This is a genomic window from Cedecea neteri NBRC 105707 = ATCC 33855 (assembly GCF_001571265.1).
Classification (GTDB): domain Bacteria; phylum Pseudomonadota; class Gammaproteobacteria; order Enterobacterales; family Enterobacteriaceae; genus Cedecea; species Cedecea neteri.
In genome coordinates this window covers 47,671-68,659 of sequence record NZ_BCTL01000033.1, presented here as the reverse complement: position 1 = coordinate 68,659, position 20,989 = coordinate 47,671, and the positions used below count along the sequence as shown (strand labels likewise).

The 20,989-nt window shown below is 47.3% G+C and carries 15 protein-coding genes and 4 pseudogenes; 13 read left to right on the top strand and 6 right to left on the bottom strand.

The features are described from left to right. The first annotated feature begins 261 nt into the window (after window positions 1–261). The 3 genes from CNE01S_RS25995 to CNE01S_RS14655 all read left to right on the top strand — a co-directional run bounded on the left by CNE01S_RS25995 (window position 262) and on the right by CNE01S_RS14655 (window position 3,706). Window positions 262–732, top strand: a complete 471-nt coding sequence (locus CNE01S_RS25995; protein ID WP_082763232.1) for an IS66 family transposase zinc-finger binding domain-containing protein — start codon at window positions 262–264, stop codon at window positions 730–732. Between the two features lie 712 nt (window positions 733–1,444). Continuing rightward, window positions 1,445–2,881: a hypothetical protein gene (locus tag CNE01S_RS14660; protein WP_061277064.1), complete on the top strand. Its 1,437-nt coding sequence runs from the start codon at window positions 1,445–1,447 to the stop codon at window positions 2,879–2,881. Window positions 2,882–2,923: 42 nt separating this feature from the next. Then, window positions 2,924–3,706 carry a CDP-diacylglycerol diphosphatase gene (locus tag CNE01S_RS14655; RefSeq protein ID WP_061277062.1) on the top strand — a complete coding sequence of 261 codons (783 nt, stop codon included), beginning with the start codon at window positions 2,924–2,926 and terminating at the stop codon, window positions 3,704–3,706. A gap of 390 nt (window positions 3,707–4,096) precedes the next feature. Here the strand turns inward: CNE01S_RS14655 and CNE01S_RS25795 are convergent. After that, a pseudogene (locus tag CNE01S_RS25795) lies at window positions 4,097–4,361 on the bottom strand (hypothetical protein); the annotation flags it as partial. A 101-nt stretch (window positions 4,362–4,462) separates the two neighbouring features. Further along, window positions 4,463–5,071 carry a winged helix DNA-binding protein gene (locus CNE01S_RS14650; protein ID WP_061277060.1) on the bottom strand — a complete coding sequence of 203 codons (609 nt, stop codon included), beginning with the start codon at window positions 5,069–5,071 and terminating at the stop codon, window positions 4,463–4,465. Window positions 5,072–5,374: 303 nt separating this feature from the next. Between CNE01S_RS14650 and CNE01S_RS14645 the strand changes: the two genes are divergently transcribed. The 6 genes and pseudogenes from CNE01S_RS14645 to CNE01S_RS14615 all read left to right on the top strand — a co-directional run bounded on the left by CNE01S_RS14645 (window position 5,375) and on the right by CNE01S_RS14615 (window position 11,047). Further along, entirely contained in the window at window positions 5,375–5,989 is a 615-nt protein-coding gene (locus tag CNE01S_RS14645) for a helix-turn-helix domain-containing protein (protein ID WP_061277058.1), read from the top strand. After that, the gene (locus CNE01S_RS14640; RefSeq protein ID WP_061277070.1) at window positions 5,986–6,849 is read left to right on the top strand and encodes a queuosine precursor transporter; all 864 of its coding nucleotides are present in this window, start codon (window positions 5,986–5,988) and stop codon (window positions 6,847–6,849) included. The genes CNE01S_RS14645 and CNE01S_RS14640 overlap by 4 nt, the downstream gene beginning before the upstream one ends. A 9-nt stretch (window positions 6,850–6,858) precedes the next feature. After that, complete coding sequence (gene queF, locus CNE01S_RS14635; RefSeq protein WP_061277056.1) at window positions 6,859–7,704, top strand: NADPH-dependent 7-cyano-7-deazaguanine reductase QueF; 846 nt, start codon at window positions 6,859–6,861, stop codon at window positions 7,702–7,704. A gap of 77 nt (window positions 7,705–7,781) precedes the next feature. After that, entirely contained in the window at window positions 7,782–9,143 is a 1,362-nt protein-coding gene (gene guaD, locus CNE01S_RS14630) for a guanine deaminase (RefSeq protein WP_061277055.1), read from the top strand. A gap of 1,271 nt (window positions 9,144–10,414) precedes the next feature. Then, a pseudogene (locus CNE01S_RS14620) lies at window positions 10,415–10,705 on the top strand (type II toxin-antitoxin system RelE/ParE family toxin); the annotation flags it as partial. 33 nt (window positions 10,706–10,738) lie between these two features. Beyond that, entirely contained in the window at window positions 10,739–11,047 is a 309-nt protein-coding gene (locus CNE01S_RS14615) for a HigA family addiction module antitoxin (protein WP_061277068.1), read from the top strand. Between the two features lie 81 nt (window positions 11,048–11,128). Here CNE01S_RS14615 and CNE01S_RS14610 read toward each other — a convergent pair whose 3' ends face one another. The 3 genes and pseudogenes from CNE01S_RS14610 to CNE01S_RS25300 form a co-directional block, all read right to left on the bottom strand. Beyond that, entirely contained in the window at window positions 11,129–11,713 is a 585-nt protein-coding gene (locus CNE01S_RS14610) for a hypothetical protein (RefSeq protein ID WP_245874546.1), read from the bottom strand. A 205-nt stretch (window positions 11,714–11,918) separates the two neighbouring features. Further along, window positions 11,919–13,784, bottom strand: coding sequence for a low affinity potassium transporter Kup (gene kup / locus CNE01S_RS14605; RefSeq protein WP_061277050.1), 1,866 nt, complete (start codon window positions 13,782–13,784; stop codon window positions 11,919–11,921). 879 nt (window positions 13,785–14,663) lie between these two features. Further along, window positions 14,664–14,801, bottom strand: a pseudogene (locus tag CNE01S_RS25300) (IS110 family transposase); the annotation flags it as partial. On the opposite strand from CNE01S_RS25300, the pseudogene CNE01S_RS24505 reads away from it, so the two are divergent. Together CNE01S_RS24505 and CNE01S_RS25790 are read left to right on the top strand one after the other, a co-directional pair. Further along, window positions 14,797–14,913, top strand: a pseudogene (locus CNE01S_RS24505) (transposase domain-containing protein); the annotation flags it as partial. The pseudogenes CNE01S_RS25300 and CNE01S_RS24505 overlap by 5 nt on opposite strands. A 50-nt stretch (window positions 14,914–14,963) precedes the next feature. Further along, on the top strand, window positions 14,964–15,086 hold the full coding sequence (locus CNE01S_RS25790; RefSeq protein WP_255212421.1) for a hypothetical protein: 123 nt from the start codon (window positions 14,964–14,966) through the stop codon (window positions 15,084–15,086). 481 nt (window positions 15,087–15,567) lie between these two features. On the opposite strand, the gene CNE01S_RS14595 is transcribed toward CNE01S_RS25790, so the two are convergent. Beyond that, window positions 15,568–17,073, bottom strand: coding sequence for a phospholipase effector Tle1 domain-containing protein (locus tag CNE01S_RS14595; RefSeq protein WP_169799413.1), 1,506 nt, complete (start codon window positions 17,071–17,073; stop codon window positions 15,568–15,570). 801 nt (window positions 17,074–17,874) lie between these two features. On the opposite strand from CNE01S_RS14595, the gene CNE01S_RS14590 reads away from it, so the two are divergent. Next, window positions 17,875–18,240 carry a putative holin gene (locus tag CNE01S_RS14590; RefSeq protein ID WP_061277045.1) on the top strand — a complete coding sequence of 122 codons (366 nt, stop codon included), beginning with the start codon at window positions 17,875–17,877 and terminating at the stop codon, window positions 18,238–18,240. Window positions 18,241–18,863: 623 nt separating this feature from the next. Next, a complete protein-coding gene (locus CNE01S_RS14585) occupies window positions 18,864–19,157 on the top strand; it encodes a DUF1883 domain-containing protein (protein WP_061277043.1) in 294 nt (97 codons plus the stop codon). Window positions 19,158–20,989: the final 1,832 nt, after the last annotated feature.

Sequence of the window (20,989 nt, the reverse complement as noted above, 5' to 3'; positions counted from 1 at the left end):
TGCATCGTTCCCCGTCAGCACGCTCCCCTTACGTAACATGTAAGTGATTTCGATACCTGCAGGATAGTCGTAAGCATCTCATTGAGACCGTCTGTGCAGCAGACTCCAGTTTCGGGGAATTAGTGCCCATCATTTTTAATAAGCACTATCGCGTGACATACCGGACATGGCTCCTTGAGGCACTTCGTCTCCACTTTGAAGAAAAACTACTGCGTATTGAAGCGGAATGCCGGTTAGGTATACCCAAACCTACGGCCTGCGATCTTTTTATTCGCTTCAGGAAGGCCAGTCAGCCATGGCCTTTGTCGCCACGAATCAACGCAAAAAAATCTGAATAAACAACTTTACCGGCAGGACTCCAAAAAATCGTCCGTTCTTCCCATAGCCACTGCACCGGTTCTCTGCGAAATCCCTGCTGCCCGTGTCACAAAAACAATCGAACCCGCCTCAGCCGAAAGCGGCCCTGACTGCCAGGGCACGCTGCATCACATCCGCGATGAGGTGAGTGAAAAGCTGGTATATATCCAGGCTCGTGTCGTGGTTAACCGATGTGTTCGCCTGCAATATGGTTGCACCTGCCACCAGCGAGAAATCAGCGGTAGTATGCCTGCACACATTATCCCGAAAGGCGTGGCAAAGCCGTCACTCATCGCCCAGGGGGTGATCAGCAAGTACTGCGACCATATGCCCCCGCACCGTCAGCAAATCCCGGCAACTACTGCTGCGTTTTGAGCGGCGAAGCAAAGTGCATAATGCATTTAAAACACTGGTATATACGCTGAACAACCAGAGACACTTTTGCTAATCGGCTGACGATTAGAATCAGCCTTTAAACAGGAAATGGCGCCTGCTTCAGGCCCTCTCGCGCCTGTAAAATGGCTGAAACTAGGTGTTTTATTAAAAAACATATAAAATCAGCAATTATGCAATACTTTGATGCCCAGCCAGCTTTTGAAGAGGCCTGACTACAACTCTGAATCGAGGGAAAACCCGCTACCAGTTGCAAACTAAACTGCGTTGTCACTTTATATTGTTATTAAAATAACAATGTAACAATGAGCTATTGAAAATAAAAAATTTAAATTATTTTGAATATAAAAAATGATAATCACTTTAATTATGATCAATAATAATTTGGATTATGTGCCATTTTTATGTTAAGTGTAAGAGAGAATTGTTTTCTATGAAAAATAATTCATTCAGGGGTGTTACGCCATTTCGAACGTAAAGAACGAAGGCATTATTATGTTTTACTCAGAGGAGACCGTTTCCCTTGAGGAAAGCAGTGTGATATCGACTTTGAATTCTGTTGGTGAAATTGGAAAAACATCAGTATGAAACACAAATTGCATACTGACAGATATCATGTGTCAAAATTGATGATTTATGACCAGGACAGTCATCCACACAGTATCAACAATATATAATTAAATGGATTAAAATTATGAGCACAGGTCGCAATAGTCGGCTACTTATTGGATTATTTGCCTTGTTCGGTATGAGTGTCGTTTATCACCCTTCCGCCACCGCAGATACCTCGTTGGATCAAAAATTTCATGATATTGCCAACGAGTTGAATACCCGGATGAATAAAGTTGATGGTTGCGGTTCTGAGCCAGCATGGACCTGCTCCGGGCTGGTGATGCGTTCGACTAATTATCTGACATCGAAGCCAGATGCCACGATCACCTCCCACTATTACATTCGTAAAGATACAAATACAAAGAATTTGTACAGTGAGTCTGTGGGGATTGTTCTGGAATCTTCACACGCCAACCTCGATTCCAGGTTGCAGTGTATCTATCCACGCGATGCAGATACCGTGAATGATTTGTCGGGTTACAACAGGAGTGCAGAGAATTACCATTGTAGCGACAAGAATACACAGTCTGACGTTAATGATTTAAGTTCATGTAAACATTCATTAAGCGATAGAACAGGTGACACCACTGACGCATGGTACACGGCATTTACCAAACATTACCCCGATCGTGAACAAGAAGGTCGCAAGCAATGCTCGTTCAGTGTTAAGGATCCTGCCCAGTTTGCGGCCGCTATCAAAGCCTCAGCCGATAATCACAACATTATCAAGAATAATGCGCTCAACGCCAGCTGGAATGAACTTGTCGTTAAGCCCTGGGGGGAAACAGACATGCCCCAAATCAAGGCTGTTTTTTACGCGAATCAGGCCGGAAAGGGGTTTGTTGACGCTGATTTCACGGTTGCCAAAAAACTAGCGGAACAGTACCAGCAGAAAACAGGAAAGGCCATTCCTGTTGTGAAAATAGACCTGGTCACGAGCAGGGTGGAGCTCACAACATGGCGACCAGACAATACGGATACACCCGGTAAAAATTTGCTAAAAAATGACCTGTCAGACCTCAGTATCACTGGCACCGGAAGCGTGGATACCTGGCCGGATGGCTCTTCGCACGACGACTGGACTGTTGGCTCTACTGTGTTGTCAGATAAAACGCCAGTGGAAGTGCTGGGTGAGACAAACAGCGGCCTGCCATCCAGGCGATTTCACTCAGCGGTTAAACTGGCAGTAAACAACAAGCCGGGTCGCATATATGCCCGTGTTCATCTGACTGAAGGCGTAAATTATGTCATCAAATGGACTGGTGCACGCGACAATTATCAGGCTACAAATTTGTCTGAAACAGATCAGTATACATGGCGGATTGGCGACTCAGCGGTCGAAACTGCCGCATACGATCATCAGGAAACCGTTGTGACGACAACCGAATGGAAGGATCGGGAATATTCGTTCACGCCCAAAAAGTCAGCAGAGTATTACCTTTCTGTTCGGGGAAAGGCACGGAGTGATGGTAAATCGCGGGGAGCGCTACTGACCCATGTGAGCATATCCGTGAAGTAAAAACGACAGAGACTATCGGGATTAAAACAAGGAGAAAAGGATATGCCAGGTTCTGTATCAAGACTATTTTTCATGTGTATGCTGTGTACGTCTATTTTGTCCGCGCATGCCTTGCAGGCAGCCACAGGCAATGAGCTGAATGAGGCACTTCAGGGCTGTGAGGACCAGTATAAAAAGGCGGGGAATTATGGTGACTGCAGCCTGATGGACTATCAGGCCGGGTATGTCATTCTGAAAACAAGAACCGCCAGTGATAACCAGTTTCTTCTGCTGCCGATGGACAATGTCACAGGTATTGAGGATAAAGGCGTTCTTAGTCGTCCCTACACGCATCCGGTGAGTAGCTTGTTTTACAGTGCCTGGCAATCACGTGGTTTTGTCTTTGACCAACTAAAACAACGAGGGAAAAAACTGGCGGAGAAAGATATTGCCCTGACCATCAATCCGGTAAATAGCCGGACACAAAATCATTTGCATATTCATATATCCTGCCTGGCGGCAAAAACCCAACAAAGCCTCAGTGACCTTGATATCGAAAAACTGGGATGGGGATGGGAAAGCAAGCCGCTTAAAAATAAAAATGATCGAGACATTCTCTATGATATCAGGAAGCTCAGTGCAACGGCTTTTCTCAATGAGAACATTTTCGACCTGGTACATGAGCGATATCGGAGCAATATGAAGTACGCAGAAGTGACTGTCGTACCTGCGCGCACACGGTCGGACGAATTTCTGCTTCTGGTCAATCCGGGAAGCGTAAGTTCTCCCGCGACGGCGGAAGAACTACAGGATCACAGCTGCACTGTTGCAAAATCGGCTCACTAGGTCTGCGCACTGTTTCAGTGCGTCTGGTCTTTAAATACACATGACGGCTCATTATTGGTCATCCAGTGGAAGAGGTCTACTGAGAGGCCACTGCTGCAAAGATGAAGATTGGAAAGCCTTCCATTCAGTAAAATAGCCACTTATTTCAAATAATCGGAATACGTTTAACATGTTGGCACAGAGAAACGTAAGCGTCATATACAGACCGTATTGACACTTATGCAGATGCGGGATCGGTTTTCCACGCCATCAGAGCGCTTGTCGTTATCGGACCAGAGCCGGGTATCTCCGATAATCTCCGGCGGTTCACATTTTCACGATGCTGGTACTGGATTTCTTTCTCCTGTTCGACGAACTGACTATCCAGCTCTTTGAGATGCTCACTTAACCGCTGCAGAGAAAATGGCTGAGCGTGTCCAGTGCGCTACGCGCCAGAGGCCAGTGGTGGGTGTTGAGCAGCCGAAGATTATCGGTGATACGCAGATTGCTGATCAGGTGGGACGCCCGAACCCCGGCTATGCCCGTTGATGGGAGGTTTTGCATTCCACGCTGAAGGGGTACGTCTGCTCAGCCTCATCCCTGGCGGTCCGGTTATAGGCCGGGTACAGCAACCGGCTTTCAGGGTTGGCAGGCGCTCCCCTTTCCAGTCAATAATGGCCGTATGTTCAGGCGTATCAGTGTAAGGCCTCGGATGTCCTCAAATGCAGAGATAAAATGGCATTTTGTTTCCGGTCTGCCTGCCCGGTCACGCCTAACTCAGCATGGTGAGGGAAAAATAACGACGGCTTCCCCTCGTGAAAGGTGTGGCAATCTGTCGTCCAGGCTGGCCATCCACCGATCATCTTCAACCTGCACACTGACAGGCAACCCGGCGTCATAGCAGGCCTGGTACCACTCACTGACCTGGCGGGCATTACCGTTCAGCCAGGCCTGACCTTTATTTTTACTCCACAAGGCAAGGCTTGTCGTGCCATCGGGATGGATAACAAATGCCGCCCGGCTGACAATGTAAGGCCGCCCTCTGATGTCGATTTCAATGTCCCGCATCTCTCTTCTCTGAGCGCGGGAAGGTAAGATCCGGTTCCCGGCCTCCCGATGTTGACAATATTCCACAGGCATCAGCGAAGCCGCCATCGCACGCCCGGCATCGGTCAGCTCGATAAAGACCCTGCGATTGGGCTTTCGCTGCAGGCAAACCAAACCTGCGGACTCCAGCAGCCCACAGGAATAATAAACACTGTCAATACCAAGCGATTTATGAATATATCTTATCGGGAAAGAACCTGGAAAATGACGCTCGACTGTCAACATGAAAATAAGAATTTTCTTTTTTATTTCCGATAACGATTGATGCGCTGACATCATTATTCCCGCCTTGTTTTTAATTCATTCCTTTCAGAGATGGATGCACCTCAACTTAAGCAGGAATAGCGCACCCTCGGATTAAAATCAACACAATAATTAACATGTGATCATTAATTTGAATCCTTCCATAAAAGCAACTCATCAACCTGATGTTTTATTTAAAATTAGGACAACAAGAGAAACATCCGAAATAAACAACAAAAACACACAATCGATTAGAAAATCGTTATTGGTCCACTACGCTGTGAAACGTAGCTTCCGTAACAGTCCTTCTCTCAAATCTCGCTAGCGAACAGGTTAAACATGAGCAATAGGATCACAAATGCGCAACGTAATAGCAATATTGCTAAAAATATAAATTTCCTGATAGAGGAGCATGGCGAAACTAAAACGTCCTTCAGCCAGAAAACAGGTCTGACTCGCGCAACAATTTATAAAATACTGGAAGGCAAAGTCAGTCATGTACAACAGTCGACGGTCACCCGGATTTCTGATTTTTTTGGCATCTCCTGCGAAACCATCGAGAATACTGACCTGGGTAAAATGAAACAAACGGAGGAGACATTAGCATTCAACGGGAACAAGAACCCGATTGCGCTCCCGATTATTCCGGGGACCTGCCTGCGCAACACACTTTCAAAGACTGTAGGCCAGCTCATACAGATTTTTGATACTACCTGGTATTTCAGTTCAGGTGGAAATTTTATTGCGCTTCTGATTGATGCCGAGATGGGGGAGACTTTTGATGTGGGGACCTTACTCATCGTGAATCGTTCCCCCTTTAAACGAAGCCTGCTGCCCTCGCTGTTTCTGGATAACAACAACACGCTAAAAATCAGAGAAACGTCATCGGAAGAAAACAACTGTGACAACCAGGAAGTCTGGTTAGGCGTCCTGATTGAGGAAATATGTCAGTGAAATACAATCTTAAATACAAACTATTGGGCTTTCTCTTTGGCGAAATCATCACTGCCAGAGTGCTGGTTCTGTCGACCGGGAAAGTGATTGCCATGCCCCTGAAGGAGCTTGACGACTCAGAAATCTCAGATGATTTAAATCCTCATGAAATAAAAGCGCTACACAAAAAACTGTATATGCACCACAACATAACCACTGAGTATGAAATGAGCGACCGAAATGAACGTTCCTGGTACGCATATTTCTCCATCAGTTTAGCACTGGCTGTCATTTACATTCTGTCCACTGTCAGCGGTGTAAAGCCTGTCCATCTGTCCACATTTAATCTTATTATTCCCCCGGCCATTTTTTTCTATCCACTGACATTCATCCTGGTGGATATACTCAATGAGTTTTACGGGCTTAAGATGGCGCGAAGAACTATTATCATATCATTTATTGCTAACATCCTCTTCGTGGGGGGGTTGTGGATGACTACACTTTTACCAGACCTTAAAGAATGGCCTCACGATCAGGCCTATCGGTACTTCATTCACAATATTATTGCTGTACTGCTTGCATCCTCTCTGGCCTATCTCCTTTCCGAAAACATCAACTCATGGTTGCTGTGCAAAATAAAAGTCCTGACCAACTCCAGGTATCTCTTTGTCAGGGTCATCATCAGTTCAGTTTGTGCGGCAGCCATCGATAGTATCATTTTTTGTAGCATTGCTTTTTATGGTGTACTCAGCCTTCCAACAATTAAAGCCATGATCGTATCGCAATTTATTATTAAACTTATCTACGCTGTCTCCGGTGTATTTCCTATCTATGGGACACGAAAGTTATTCAGAAAATTTATTCACACAGTAAATCAATAAGGAATTAACATGCCTGATTACGATGAAGATGCGCTAAGTGTGCTGGGTTCAAAAATAGCGCCCCCACAGACTTACTCGCCGTCCATTCTGGAGTCGTTACCACGCTCTTTGGGCAGAAAACAGGCTGGAATTACCGGTGAGGGCAACCTCCCCTTTTCAGGTTTTGATCTGTGGACAGCATATGAAATTTCCTGGCTCAATGAAAAAGGTAAACCTATTGTTGCCATTGGAGAGTTTGAAATCCCGGCCACGACGCCGGGATTGATAGAATCCAAATCGCTGAAGCTGTATCTCAACAGTTTTAACCAGACAAAGATCAGAAGCCATGATGCTGTTGCAGCCATACTCACAAAGGATCTTAGCCAGGTTGCGGGAGGGGAAGTAAAAGTCAGGCTGTACCCCCATTTTATCGGGTTTAATCATACCATCATGGCCTTACCGGGAATCAATATCGACCATGAAGATATTGACGTTAAGGATTACTCGTTCAGCCCTGAAATACTGAACAATGCTGTGACTGATGACGCCATTACTGTTTCAGAGATGCTCACATCAAACCTGCTTAAATCAAATTGTCTTGTCACGAACCAGCCTGACTGGGGCAGTCTTATCATTAAATACGAAGGAAAGAAAATCAATCCAAAGCGGCTTCTTCACTACATCATTTCATTCCGTAACCACAATGAATTTCATGAGCAATGTGTTGAGCGGATTTTCATGGATATTAAACAATATTGCCGCCCGCAAAAACTTAGCGTTTTTGCCCGTTATACAAGGCGTGGTGGGCTGGATATCAACCCGTTCCGAAGTGATTTTGAAAGCATTCTGCCAACAACACGTTTGATCAGACAATAAACTCTTTTTAAAAATGGTCTGGACAGACGAACACAAAGCTCGTTTCACCAGACCATTTACATACCTTAAGGATTAAAATGAAACACGCATTTTTTGCAAGCCTGTTGCTTGCACCTTTCATTACCCATGCATCATTAACGGGTTATAAAGGCGATATATTACACTTTACGGGAGATCCTCAAGAGAAAATACAGTCCCGCCATTATATCCATAATGGCTTATTACTGGTAAAAGACGGATATATTGTTGATGTCGGCTCATCCACTGCGATGCAGGCAAAATATCATCCTGACCAGATTATTGATTATAGCGGGAAAATAATATCCCCCGGATTTGTTGACACACACGTACACTTTCCTCAAATCGAAATGACAGCCTCTTATGGAAAACAACTCCTCGACTGGCTGGACGATTATGTTTTCCCGACCGAAATAAAATTCAGTGCACCGGAGCATGCCACTATTTATGCCGGGAAATTTATCGACGAACTGATCAACAATGGCACTACAACAGCACTGGTCTTTGCCACCAGCAATCCCGTTTCTGTGGATGCGCTGTTCAGCAAAGCGCTTGGGAAAAATATGCGTCTCATCTCCGGAAAAGTGCTGATGGACAGGAATGCGCCGGCCCCGCTACTGGACACGCCAGAGACGGCTTACCAGCAGAGCAAAATGCTGATAGAGAAATGGAAAAATAAGGGACGCCTGGGTTACGCCGTTACCCCACGATTCGCGCCCACTTCCAGTGAGGCAGAACTGCGGGTAGCCGGCAGGTTATTACGTGAATACCCGGATGTCTGGTTGCAAACCCATCTGGCAGAGAACTGGCAGGAGGTCTCCTGGGTGAAAACCTTGTTCCCATGGAGCAAAAGTTACCTGGATGTTTACAGACATTATGGTCTCGTCACGCCGAAGTCTGTTTTTGCCCATTCAGTTCATGTTTCTGATGCAGATTTTCAGATACTGGCAACGTTACACAGCAGTGTGGCGTTCTGCCCCTTGTCGAATCTGTTTTTGGGGAGCGGGTTATTCAATCTGGAACAGAGCCAGAAAAATCAGGTTAAAACAGGACTGGGAACTGACGTTGGGGGCGGTACCAGTCTGTCCATGCTTAAAGTTATGGGGGGAGCCTACAACGTGACGCAGTTAAGAAAAGCGTTCACAGAAACACCCGAAAATATCCACCCTCTCGATCCGATGGAAAACTGGTATATGGCGACCCTTGGAGGAGCAAGAGCCCTGTCACTTGACCACGTAATTGGAAGTTTCACTCCAGGGAAAGAAGCCGACTTCATCGTTATCAATCCACAGAGTGACAATGCGTTGAAAATCAGAACTGAGAACAGCAAATCGGTCGAAAGCAAAATCTTCGCAATTGAAATGATGGGTGACGATCGCACCATAGAACATACCTACATCATGGGTGAAAAAGTGAAGTAACCGTACATATGCCCTTCCCCGAAAAGCGAGGGCAATGATTTTCTTTGTTGAAGCCAGAGTGACCTCCGGGGCCAGGCTTCGTATCAGCCATGCCCGGCCCCCCTGGTTTACTCTTCCGGATCACTGCGGCTGTATTTGCCCGGGCGCAAGGATTTCCGCCATCTCATGGATCATTACACGTGCAGCACTATGTTCAAGCAGTGCAAGCTCATGTTCAATACGAGATGAAGGGATACCCGCGTAGCGACGGACTTCACTGATGCGTCTGACGAGGCGGGCTGCAACACGGCCACGGACTTACGGTGTGGGGGCATCAGCCCGTCAACATTTTCCGGAACTGCACTTTTAAGACATCAACGGCAGCGGCAGTTCCTTCCCTGGTAGCCAGAACTACAAGCGCTGTCACTCCGTTTTCCAGAAGACCCATACCCGCGTCGTGACGTGCCCCCCGGATTGCCCAGGACATCAGAATGTCTTTACACCTTTCATAGAAAGCCTGGCAGCTAAGCCTGCCCCCCGCCAATGGCGGCCTCAAAAAGGCTATCGGTAAGGAAGCTCGCACTGATTCTCTGTCATCCGGCAACCACGACAGCGTCGATACAAGACCGATAGCATGTTTCCTCAGTGCATGGGGTTGTAAGCGGCAAGCCGCCATATTTTTGCCACTTGCTATGGTAGGGGTCAGTTTGGAGATCGAACATTTTTGTACGTTAGGAGTATTTTTTAACCAACTATGACACGTAAGGGATTGATTTGGCGTCAGTGGCTATTGCCATTAAGTTATCGTCCTTGCAGTATCGCATTTAGGTTGTCCGATTAGACAAAATCTACAGCAGACGCTATATAGCGCGGGAGTACACCCTACTGCGATGGCCTGACCTGTTCAAAAAACAGGCCTACCGTACAATAATTCTTTATATCCAAACTGACCCCAAAGAAAAGGGAAATAATTTCTCACTCGCTACGCGAGCTTAAGCCGCTTCGCTCTTATCAAAGCAAGTTTTGATACCGACTACTGCAGAAAAGTGCTCAAAATGGCTTACAGCTCGTCTGAGAAGGTTAGAAATGATCGACTGCAAGTGTCCAATCCACTTCGTAAAACAGAGTAGCCTGAAAGGACGAAGGTTTTACGCCAGAAAGAAGGGCTTTCAGGGCGATCTTCTTAGGATCGTTTGATCGCAATAGGATCTATTTTATGTTCCTTTTTGGCACACCATGTTCCTTTTTGGTTGCATTGCCTTGGGTGATGATATAATAACCACATCACAAACATGACGAGCCGAATGATGATTGGTAGCTTTAAGGACGGCCAGGATGGTGAGCTTGCCCGGTTCTATCTGAATGGGAAGAGAAGCGCAGGGATTCCGGTCATGATTGAAAAGCCTCTTCGTCGTAAGTTGTCGCTTATTGAAGCGGCCAGCAGTGAGAAAACCCTGTTTGCGCCGCCAAGTAATAACTATGAGCGTTTGCGTGGCAACCTTGAAGGCTGGTCAAGCATTCGGGTTAGTCTCCAGTGGCGATTGATTTTCCGCTGGCGTGACGGCCACGCTTACGAGATTTATCTCGATCCGCATAAATACCGTTACGGGGGGGATATGGATACGACTGTTGCAGAACCTACCACTGTAAGCGAAATGCTCTCTGAAGAGTTTTTAAAGCCGCTGAATATCACCCAGGCTGAACTGGCGCTGGTTATGGGCGTGTCCCGTAAAGTCATCGGGCAGATCGTAAATAACAGCCGCCGGCTGAGTGTAGCGGAAGCATCGCAGCTGGCCGTTTTGTTCCAGACAGACGAAGATTTTTGGATAAATCTGCAGGCTTCACATGACCGCTGGGAGAGTAGGAATATCATTGCGACTCATCATTTTAAGCCTATTCAGGCTTTGTTGGGTGCAGCTGGTTAATCGACTGGACATCGCAATAGGTAAGCCTGTTCAAAAAAGGCTTACCGTACAAAATTCTCTATATCCAAACTGACCCCAAAATTAAACCGCACCATTGTTTTTCGCCTCAGCCATAAACGTCTCGTAGTGACTTTCAGGGACTACAACCGGGATTGTTCTGCGGTTGTACAGCTGCATGAGCAACAACGTGCGATGGCGGCCGTCCGATACGCCAGAGTGCATGACTGATACCTGCGGGTATTCAACAGTGCCTTTCGCAATGTAGGTTTTGATCCTGTGCCACCGGCGCGGATCGATGCAAAATGCACCATCACCAAGAACGCTGAGAAAGGCCAGTCCGTCGACCTCAACAATCTTCACTGGCTGATGACGAAGCAGTTGTGGCAAATAAAACTGCAAATCCTCAAAGGCCGGAAACGTCAGTCCCGACTCGTCCCGTGGGATCGCTTCAAAGGACGTAAAGGGATACTTCGTCATATAGGTCTGCATAAAGGTGTCCAGGTCAGTCTCAATTCTGGAGAACCATTCTGTTTTCGGTAAAAACTCTTTATCTCGCTCCCGCATCTCTCTAATGCTGTCGCCGAATATGTCTTCAAGACTGAGCATCATGTTCCGCCCCTCTTCGTCGCACTCCGGGCAGTTTTTCTGGTCATCTTCTTTAGTCATTTTTTATCTCCCTTAACTGGTTCTGTTTTTCCGGCCAGCAACGCAGCCAACTGTTCATTATGCGATTTCAGCGCCTTTAGTTCACCAGTCATGACGGGTGATGAGTCCTCTGGCATGAAAATCTCCACCCAAGTTGCGGAAGACCCACTTTCATTCTGACACACAGCTGCCACTTAATTGGGGGCGTCCATTCCATTCACGCCCATCAGAACCGAACCTGGGAACCCAACTCAATCACTCGATTAGCGGGGATCTGGAAGAGTTCAGGTGCACGTAGAGCATTGCGTTGCAGGATCTGGAACATCCACCCTCGCCATTTCAAATACCAAGGTCGGTCGCCCAGCAATAGCGTATCTCTGGATAGGAAGAACGAGGCTTCTTCCATCGTGACACGAAGTCCCTCCATGCCACAACGATAGAGAATATCCGTCACATTTGGCGTTTCTCGCCAGCCGTAGCATGCCGCCACACGCCAGAAGGTAGGTGACAATTGCGTGATGGTTACACGTTGCACATTGTGCCAGTAAGGCACATCGGCCGTGGTCACATTAAGCAGGATCACCCGCTCATGCAGCACCTTGTTATGTTTAAGATTATGTATCAATGCAAGCGGCAGAGCTGTCTGTGATCGCTCCATATAGACCGCGGTCCCCCTGACGCGCAGGGACTCTGACTGTTCGAGGGAGCCAATCATGGCCTGCAGGGCTTCGGGATTATCGCGCAGACGCCCAAGCAAGCGCTGGCGTTCTGTATTCCACGTAAGCATGATAAGGAGTATCGCCAGGCCGAGCACCACAGGTAACCAGCCCCCACTGAACAACTTGGAAAGGTTCGCAGCAAACAGTGGCAGATCAACCACCAACATGGCAACGAGCATCATCCCCCCCCAGCGACGCTTCCAGCCCCAGTTTTTCACCAGCACAATGCTGAGTAGAACTGCTGTCAGCACCATCGTACCGGTAACCACGATGCCGTATGCGGAGGCCAGACTGCTTGAGCTTTTAAAGCTGACGATGACGATCACCACAGCCACATAGAGCAACCAGTTTACCAGCGGCACATAAATCTGTCCGGATTCTACATCCGAGGTATAAATGATACGCATAGGAGGCAGATACCCCTGACGAACGGCCTGCCGGGTGAGAGAGAAAACACCGGAGATAACTGCCTGTGAAGCAATGACGGTCGCCAGTGTGGCAACCAGGAGCAGCGGGATCATTGCCCAGTCCGGCGCCAGAAGAAAGAACGGGTTTTTAATCACCTCAGGCTGGCTGAGTAACAGTGCCCCCTGGCCAAAATAGTTGAGGACCAGCGCGGGTGCAACCAGCATTCCCCAGGCAATCCGAATTGGTTTTTTTCCGAAATGCCCCATATCTGCATATAACGCTTCAGCCCCAGTGACGGATAACACCACCATTCCCAAGGCAACAAACGACGCACTGCGGTACTGCTGGAAAAACTGTATGGCCCACCACGGGTTCAGCGCCTGTACTATCCCGGGATGACGCATAATCCCGCTAATGCCGAGCACGGCAAGCATAACAAACCAGAGACACATAACCGGGGCGAAAAGCTTACCGACCTTGCCGGTACCGTATTTCTGGATAGCAAACAGTATAGTCAACACAACGAGGGCCAGCGGCACAATGAAATCAGCCAGCGAGGGAGCAATAAGCTCCAGCCCTTCGATGGCTGAAAGCACGGAAATAGCAGGGGTGATGACGCCGTCACCGTAAAAGAAACTGGCGCCGACCAGACCGGCCAGGATCACCATCCCTGCCCGGCGAGAATTAATATTGCGGATGGCCAGAGACATCAGCGTCAGTATCCCCCCCTCTCCGTCATTGTCTGCCTTCATCACAAAGCAGACATATTTCAGGGATACAATCAGCATCAAGAGCCAGAAGATCAGCGACAGGAAACCAAATATCGATGTCTGCGTCATGGATATTCCCTCAACCCCGGTAAGACATTCACGCAGGGTATAAAGAGGACTGGTGCCAATATCCCCGTACACGACACCAATTGCTGCCAGCGTAACCGCTGGCAGCGGAGTTTTATTTTTTTGCATAGAGAGGATGTAGCCCAAACAGCTAAAGGATAATTGCCGTAACTATAGTTATCTTATTGCGGTTTGTGTGGCTTTCCCCCCACCTGACTGTGAGTATTTATGACAAGGTGCAGACAGGTCTCTGTGGAACAATATCCAGATCTCACACCGTAAAAAGAGTGGAAATGGACTGGACGGTCAATAATATGTAAAAAAATCATGAATCTGCTGTGGTATTTGCATTATTTTGACGCTATTTACGCCGTGTTACTCACGGTTTAGACCTTAATCGTCTTTGACTTCAGGGCAAACATCAGGGTTATGGCGGATAAACGTAACCCGCCCTACACGTATTTCATGTTTTGTAATATTTCATCAGCTAACCACTTAAGACAAATCAAATCTCATGCCCTGTTTTACAAAACCTCTCCCGCGTTCAGAGCACCTTATGACCGGGACCTGCCAGAAAAACCGTGCCATAAAGTCATCGTCACTCACTACCAGGCACGCTCCCTGCCCCGCCCTGTGGCTCCCGGTAGCGCAGGATGATTTCATCCTGCCCGGCATAGTGCTCCAGAGGACTTATGGAGACTGGCGACTTTTCAGGTAGGGCTGCCTTTGGGAAACGAAACAAATTGTTCCATAAGGACTTCCCCGGCATGTCAACGCCGGTGTTTACGGTTTCTGTCTGCACTACAGAAAAAATAAAGGGGAGAGACTACGATCCCAGGAAACGATCATGATGAATCGCCATCGATTCGGACCCTGATGAAAGGCGCGCCTGAGGCTCTGGTTCGTTAGCCAGGTACACTCGCCCTGTACAATAATCAGATATTCCTCACGTTATCAAACCTTTATCATCAAAGATTTGTAAGTCATATGGTCATACAGTTTTGTACTTCAGTTGGCTGAGTACAGCCTGAAATCATCACCGCAATGCAATAATGTCCAGCACAGTCTTGCATTTTTGGCGACAATGGCCACAACAGTGCTCCAGTATCCTCCGCGTTCGACCGGTGAGCAGACCCAATGGCTGAATGGCATCGATCCGGAAGCTTACCTTCGCCATATCCTGAGCGTACTGCCAGAGTGGCCGTCCAATAAAGTGGCAGAACTTCTGCCATGGTCCGTAGACCTCATCAATAAATAGTCGTCAATATGGTGCTCACTTAACGCTTACCCATCTGCCTGGGTCTGGAAATGGGTAAAGCACTCAGCGATATCGTGGAAATGCCTGCTTTGCTGACGCTGAGTGCTTTCGTAGCAGGAATCGCCGCGATCGAAGTGGGCGCAAAAATCTTTGCAGAGGCGACAGGTTGTTAACGAATGCACTTGAGCCAGGCCAAGGTCCTGTTGGTTGGACTGCCGCGGCATCCCAGATCGGATTTAGGGATAATCAGCAATCAGAAAGGCACCAATAATCGGCCTTTTCAGGAGGCAAAGACTGACGGGGAAAACACATCTTTTACACCGAATAATGGATGCTACCTCGTAAGGGTTCCCGGTAACATGAGAGTATTGACTGATAGTGAAACGCTTTCAGGCAGGCCAGTATTAGATGGGTATAGCGTAATGATGGACGTTCAGGTTATTAACTGTTTTCCACTGGCGATAAAAATAGCCTGCATCATCAGTTGCTGCTTGTTGCCCGGGGCTATTCCCGTTCTCCTGTCATCAGGCAGGTCTTTGTGGCTTGCCTTTGATGGCAAATAATTATCTTCCATGCTGCTGACAGGGATATTGGCACTGATACCACAGGCTTATGCCCAGTTCTCCGGGAAACAGACAGGAAAAATAGCCGGATTTATCTCCTCCGGGCATCCATATGATAAACGGTACGCCGCCATTGCTCGTCGGGGCGGCTGATAAAACCAATGAGTTCGGAGGGAAATGCCCCCCCAAGGATCCGTCCGTCAGCGTCAGTATCAATGGCATTCCAGTGAGCCGAACAATGAATATATTTTGTGGCGAGCATATCCATTTCTTGCAAAGAAAACGCTTGCGATGACTGGCCCTGGCGAACAGCTTTGCCCATAACAACAGCCTTAGCACTCAGAGACACCAACTCATCAGGCAACGCCGTCTCCGGCAGCGTCGGATCGATTGCATTAAACCTTACCCCGGCCTCCAGAGCAGCATCCCGCATCACCCTCAAGGCTACCGTCGACCAACGATTTTTGACTACCCTGTTTCGAAGTGTCAGTGCAGCGAAACACCTTTTCTGCATTTGTCCATAACGATCAAGTGGCATTCTGCCGTCATACCAGGTTTCAGCTGAAATGTTGTTGACGCGAGCCAGCGCAGCCATCGCCGGGGAGGCTGTCAGGATGGATAGCTGGGCAAAAGCCTTCTGGTATACCCGCGTTTGCACATCAGGCCTGTCGAAGGGCACAGTTTCGGTCTCCGGACGTGACAGAAACACATTTTCTGTAACTACCGGCAAATACCCCCCGCCGATATCAGAATGTGCGCCTGGCAGTAGCAGCTCCGGCCAATCCGGACCAACGCTGTTGAGGGCAAAATTAAAGCGACACTCATGCGCCGCCGCGATTTGAAAAACGCGCTCAGCTACTCGAGTGGCCAGCGAAAGGTTTACATCACCGGTGTCTGTAACATGTCGGTTTAAGTGATGGGTGGGGATCCCCACAGCGGCGACCGTATCAAACAGACCTATAAAACGATTTTTAACAACTGGCGTGCCCACACATGCCGAATGCGCCATGCCCTGGTTGATAGCCTTGATGATCTCGGAGTCCCTGGCATGTACACGATTCGCAAAATGCCGTGCCGCAGCTCCCCCACGGCTGAAACCGAAAAGATCAAATCTGACAGTTGTGACAACAAATACACAATCTTGTTGTTGGTTTTGAAAAACGCGCAGCATGTCCTGAACATGTCGCGCTATTTTAGAGACTGCCTTATCTGTCTTGGCAATTATCCCTGTTTCTGCAAGACCCAGTCCCAGACCCACCAGGTTATCAGGCTGATCAATTTCAGTTCCGATACCTTCAATATAGACAACACTCTGGGCTTCATCAGCCTCAGTGGTCAACCCCTGCTGGTAAAGCCTGCTCAGCCAGTAGATATTGGTAAAATAGGTGTTATAACTTACTGCCTCCGCCCCAGAAAAGCCAAAGTGATCACGAACGCATTTAGCCAGCATGCTCTCTGCGCCCGAAAAATTTAGATCATGATAGCCTGCACCACAGCTACGGAGGGCTCTTTCCGTGTTGGGTGCATTATTACCCGTGCCATCAAAAAAAATGCCGATGGTCAGCGTAATTTCACGCTTCGCCTTAGATTTGTTCACAGCCCGGCCTGAGATAGCGCAATTTTGGGGCAGCATAATGCTGCATGTATTGAGACATCATTATTTACCTGATCGTTCTCTGTCTTTTATTCTGGCGTGCAATGTCACCACAAAGTGGCTCCCGCTGTTATCACCTGGCGCAGAGAATCCCACCTCCGGAGTGACATTGCAGCCCCAGTTGATACACACCTTCTTTGTTAACCTCACCCACACAGGAAAACATCATTCAGTGAATACGTCGACTTACGCTACGATTTTGCATGCATAGCATCGGTTTCATGCCGATAACGGTTTTTTCGATGCCCTGGGATAAACAAAACAGAAGAATACATGGTGCTTTTCAGAGATACTGAAAAAAAAATTCACAATAATGTCAGGCGATGTACCGTGAGCATACATTCCAGGCAATGCGATGGTTTATGCCATGCCTTATGAACGTTCCCGTTCATAAGGCATGGACATTATGATGTTCTTGCGTCAGCCATTTGTTATTACAATATTACGTACTTATGTATTAGTTACTACAATTCAATAAATTTATAGCAATATCAGATGTACGCCACACGCTTTAGATTCACGATAATATAAAAAATATTCTCTCTGCTTATGTTTATGCATCGTTTATATTTTACGTATCCCCTGTATGCCATGGTCGCCATATATTTCGGCAATACCATCCCGTGCAGTCAGGTCAATTTTATCCGCCAGGATTTTGTGCCACGGCATGCGCCAGCAGGTTCAAACAGTGGGATGAAAAGAACCGATATCCGGAGATATATATCTTGCTTGAGGAGAACAACCATGATTATACAAAGCGTCACCGACGTCAGTCGACTGGCACAGACTGAAATTGCAACATTCACACACAGCGTACACAGCCCAGGCGTCCTTGTTGGCGCATTAGTCGGGGCGGCTATTTTTGCACTGTATTTATCGGATGTTCCATTAATAAAGTCAGTCATATTATTTGCAATATCGATGCTGGCTGGCGTGGTGGCAGCCCCCTTTGCCGCACAGGTAGTCTCCAGTATCACGCCGGAGAGTGTCACTGCACGAGAGCCCGTTGGGGCGCTGGTGTCCTCGGCAGTGGTAGTTAAATTGCTGACTACAGTGAGTAATAATGTCGGAACCATCTTCCGGCATAATAAAGGGGAGACAACAAAATAGCAGGACGAATTTTATCCCCGGATATGCAAATTTGGTCTTCCCTTCAGGAGGCAGACTCTCTCCTGAAGGGAAGACCAGCTCCCATTCCTCGCCATCTGATATCCAGTGCCGGTATTCTCCATTTCAGTCCTGAACGGCCGTGCTGGCCACAGCTCCGCTGGTGCAGCATGAAGCGTCACAGCACATGATACATGAGGGGATGTTGGTGAAAGATCGCCATTACCGCGATGTCCCTCTGCCGCCACACGGGTAACGTGGCAATTAGGATACTGATGAAGATTTTAAGTGACAGCGTCACTTATTATAAATTAATCTTTGTTGCCATGTGATAAAACTCAACACATTTTCCCGGCAAAAAATGTATGTGTGGGTGCCATACCTTAAGACAGATATCAAAATTAAATAACATATTTTCACTCGCTCGTGATGAATTAAAAATATAATATAAAAAATATTACCCATAATATATAATTAAAACATTACACCTTTCTATATCAACAGTTCCACATCGCTAATAAAAAAGAATTAAAAGTAATTATTTATGATTTAAATCAATTAATATTATTTCATTATGAATACTTTAGAATACATGTGAGAATTATTAATAGATGAAGGTAGAAGTAATGACATACAAGCGCCTATACGCTAAAGCAGGTAATTACATTATAGTTAATAGCAATATGCCGTTGATCATTATGATCAGAGATGACCACAACCATGAGATCTATCTCAAAGAGGGAGGTGCAAATTTCTACGGTGGTTTTTTTAATCACTTTCCTGCACTCATCCAAATTTCCGCAACGGGCTACTGGAATATAACCGTCAAACGGTGGGGATTTTTACCAGACAATATCGAATATTCCGTGGAGCTTTTCCAGGAATCAGTCAGGGACGAATGCAAACTGCCCGTTCAGTGAATGTGCCAGACCGGAAGCCGGAGAATATCATCCACGCACATTGTTTAATGTGTAGCCCGGTGGATACTGTTTGCTTGTGATTTTTATAACCAATTGACAGATAATGATTTATTACGCATCAAATCCCTGGGCCGCCCTGACAAGTCCAGGCTTCATTGAGCAGCCTAAGAGTATCTCTTGCAGTATGCACATGCCCGATCGCTAAAATATTACACGCACCTCTCACTATTGGCGCCCACGGCATATCCCGGCACAGACCTTCGGACTGATTTATGACCGTACTGTTTTTGTAAACTGCTCTTCTGAACTGCCTGGTGAAATATATGCACCCGATAAATGTCTCAATAGTTTTTCACGAAACTTAATCGATCTCAAACAGTAGAACACCCTATAAATCAGAATATTTACAGCTAAAAAGATTATAGTCATTACCTTTTTCTTATGTATCCTACTTTACCACAAACGACCCTGCCCTGTTGTGTCTTGTTATCAGAAGATTCAATGCCTTATTTTCCGGAAGAAATCGTGATACTGAATTTCAACAGAGCGGTTCTCAAGTGGCTTTAAGAAATAATTAATGATTGGCCAACAGTAATTATACTGGGTGTTAATGCAGGTGTATGGCTCTGAGACCCGGCAAAGCCGGCTACTGGTTTGAGAGATTCCACTAACCCTTAGTCCGGAAGAATCAAAACAACTGAAAGCAAAACAGAAAGTTGTCTATGCTATCGCGGTGGGCCTGGCAAGGGTTTGCTGCAGTCGGGGTGTCGCTGCGTTATGCGGGCGTCAGAAGCCCTTACAGGCATGTACATTAGCTTTAACCGTATTTTTCTTTAACAAGGTTCCGCTAAGACAAAGCGTTTTTCAGAGCGTGTTGTACGATGAAATTAAAGACAACATGCCTTCTGGATCGGTGTTACCCCGATACTCCAGTGGTTGCTGATAACGGGACCCACTGCTGGTGGCGTGGGTGTATATAAAATAAAAAAGCCCTGCCAGAGCAGGGCTGAATAACTGCAACACAATTGCAAAATACAAACTCTACAGACGGACAGGATTGTTTACGGGAACTGAGTGTAACTGATATGACTGGTTTCTATGAGAGCTTACAATAAAAACCAGGATTTTTCTCTCCTTAAACAAGAAGTTTGATGTTCAGTCGTGCGCAAACTCACGTCAGCCGTTACCTGCTCCATCAATAAGCAGGTGGAACATTTTAAAATCATTTCCAGGATAAAGCGCATTGACCTGGCTCCGACGTGCATTCCCCCCTAAAATAATGCTTCATCCAACAGGTAGTGTGAGAAGAAATCCATTTGGGGTGACCCCCAGCAGACGTGGATGTTGAAATTCCGGCATGAACTCAGGGAGCTGAGCGACGAGTCCCGGAACCGTTAAGAGAGGCCACAGCACCCAAGCCGGCCACCATGCCAACCAGCTTCCAGTTAACCCGCGGCCCGTCATTGGCCTCTGCCGGGAGTTCTGCGCCCACCCGACAGCGGCATCGCCAGCCACTGCGGCTATCAACGCCAGCGGTACGGTCGTCCCCTCCATCCCCACCACAAAACAAAGCCCAGAGCCATGTTAGTATCCTGCCTGGGCCGAAATGCCCGAACGGGTCTTCGGCACAGTAGAGATAAAGATTAATCCATCCTGAGCCATAAAGCGCCCAGGAGCAGGCTGTAGCTCCGGTAGTCGTTATCCAAATGATAATACCCGTTGATCGGGGCAGGACGCTGTCCGTTAAAATCTGCGAGGCGGTATGCCATGCTTGTCACCCTTGTTGTCCTATAGCAGATAAAACTCACACAGTGGGTGACCTGAAAGGAGTG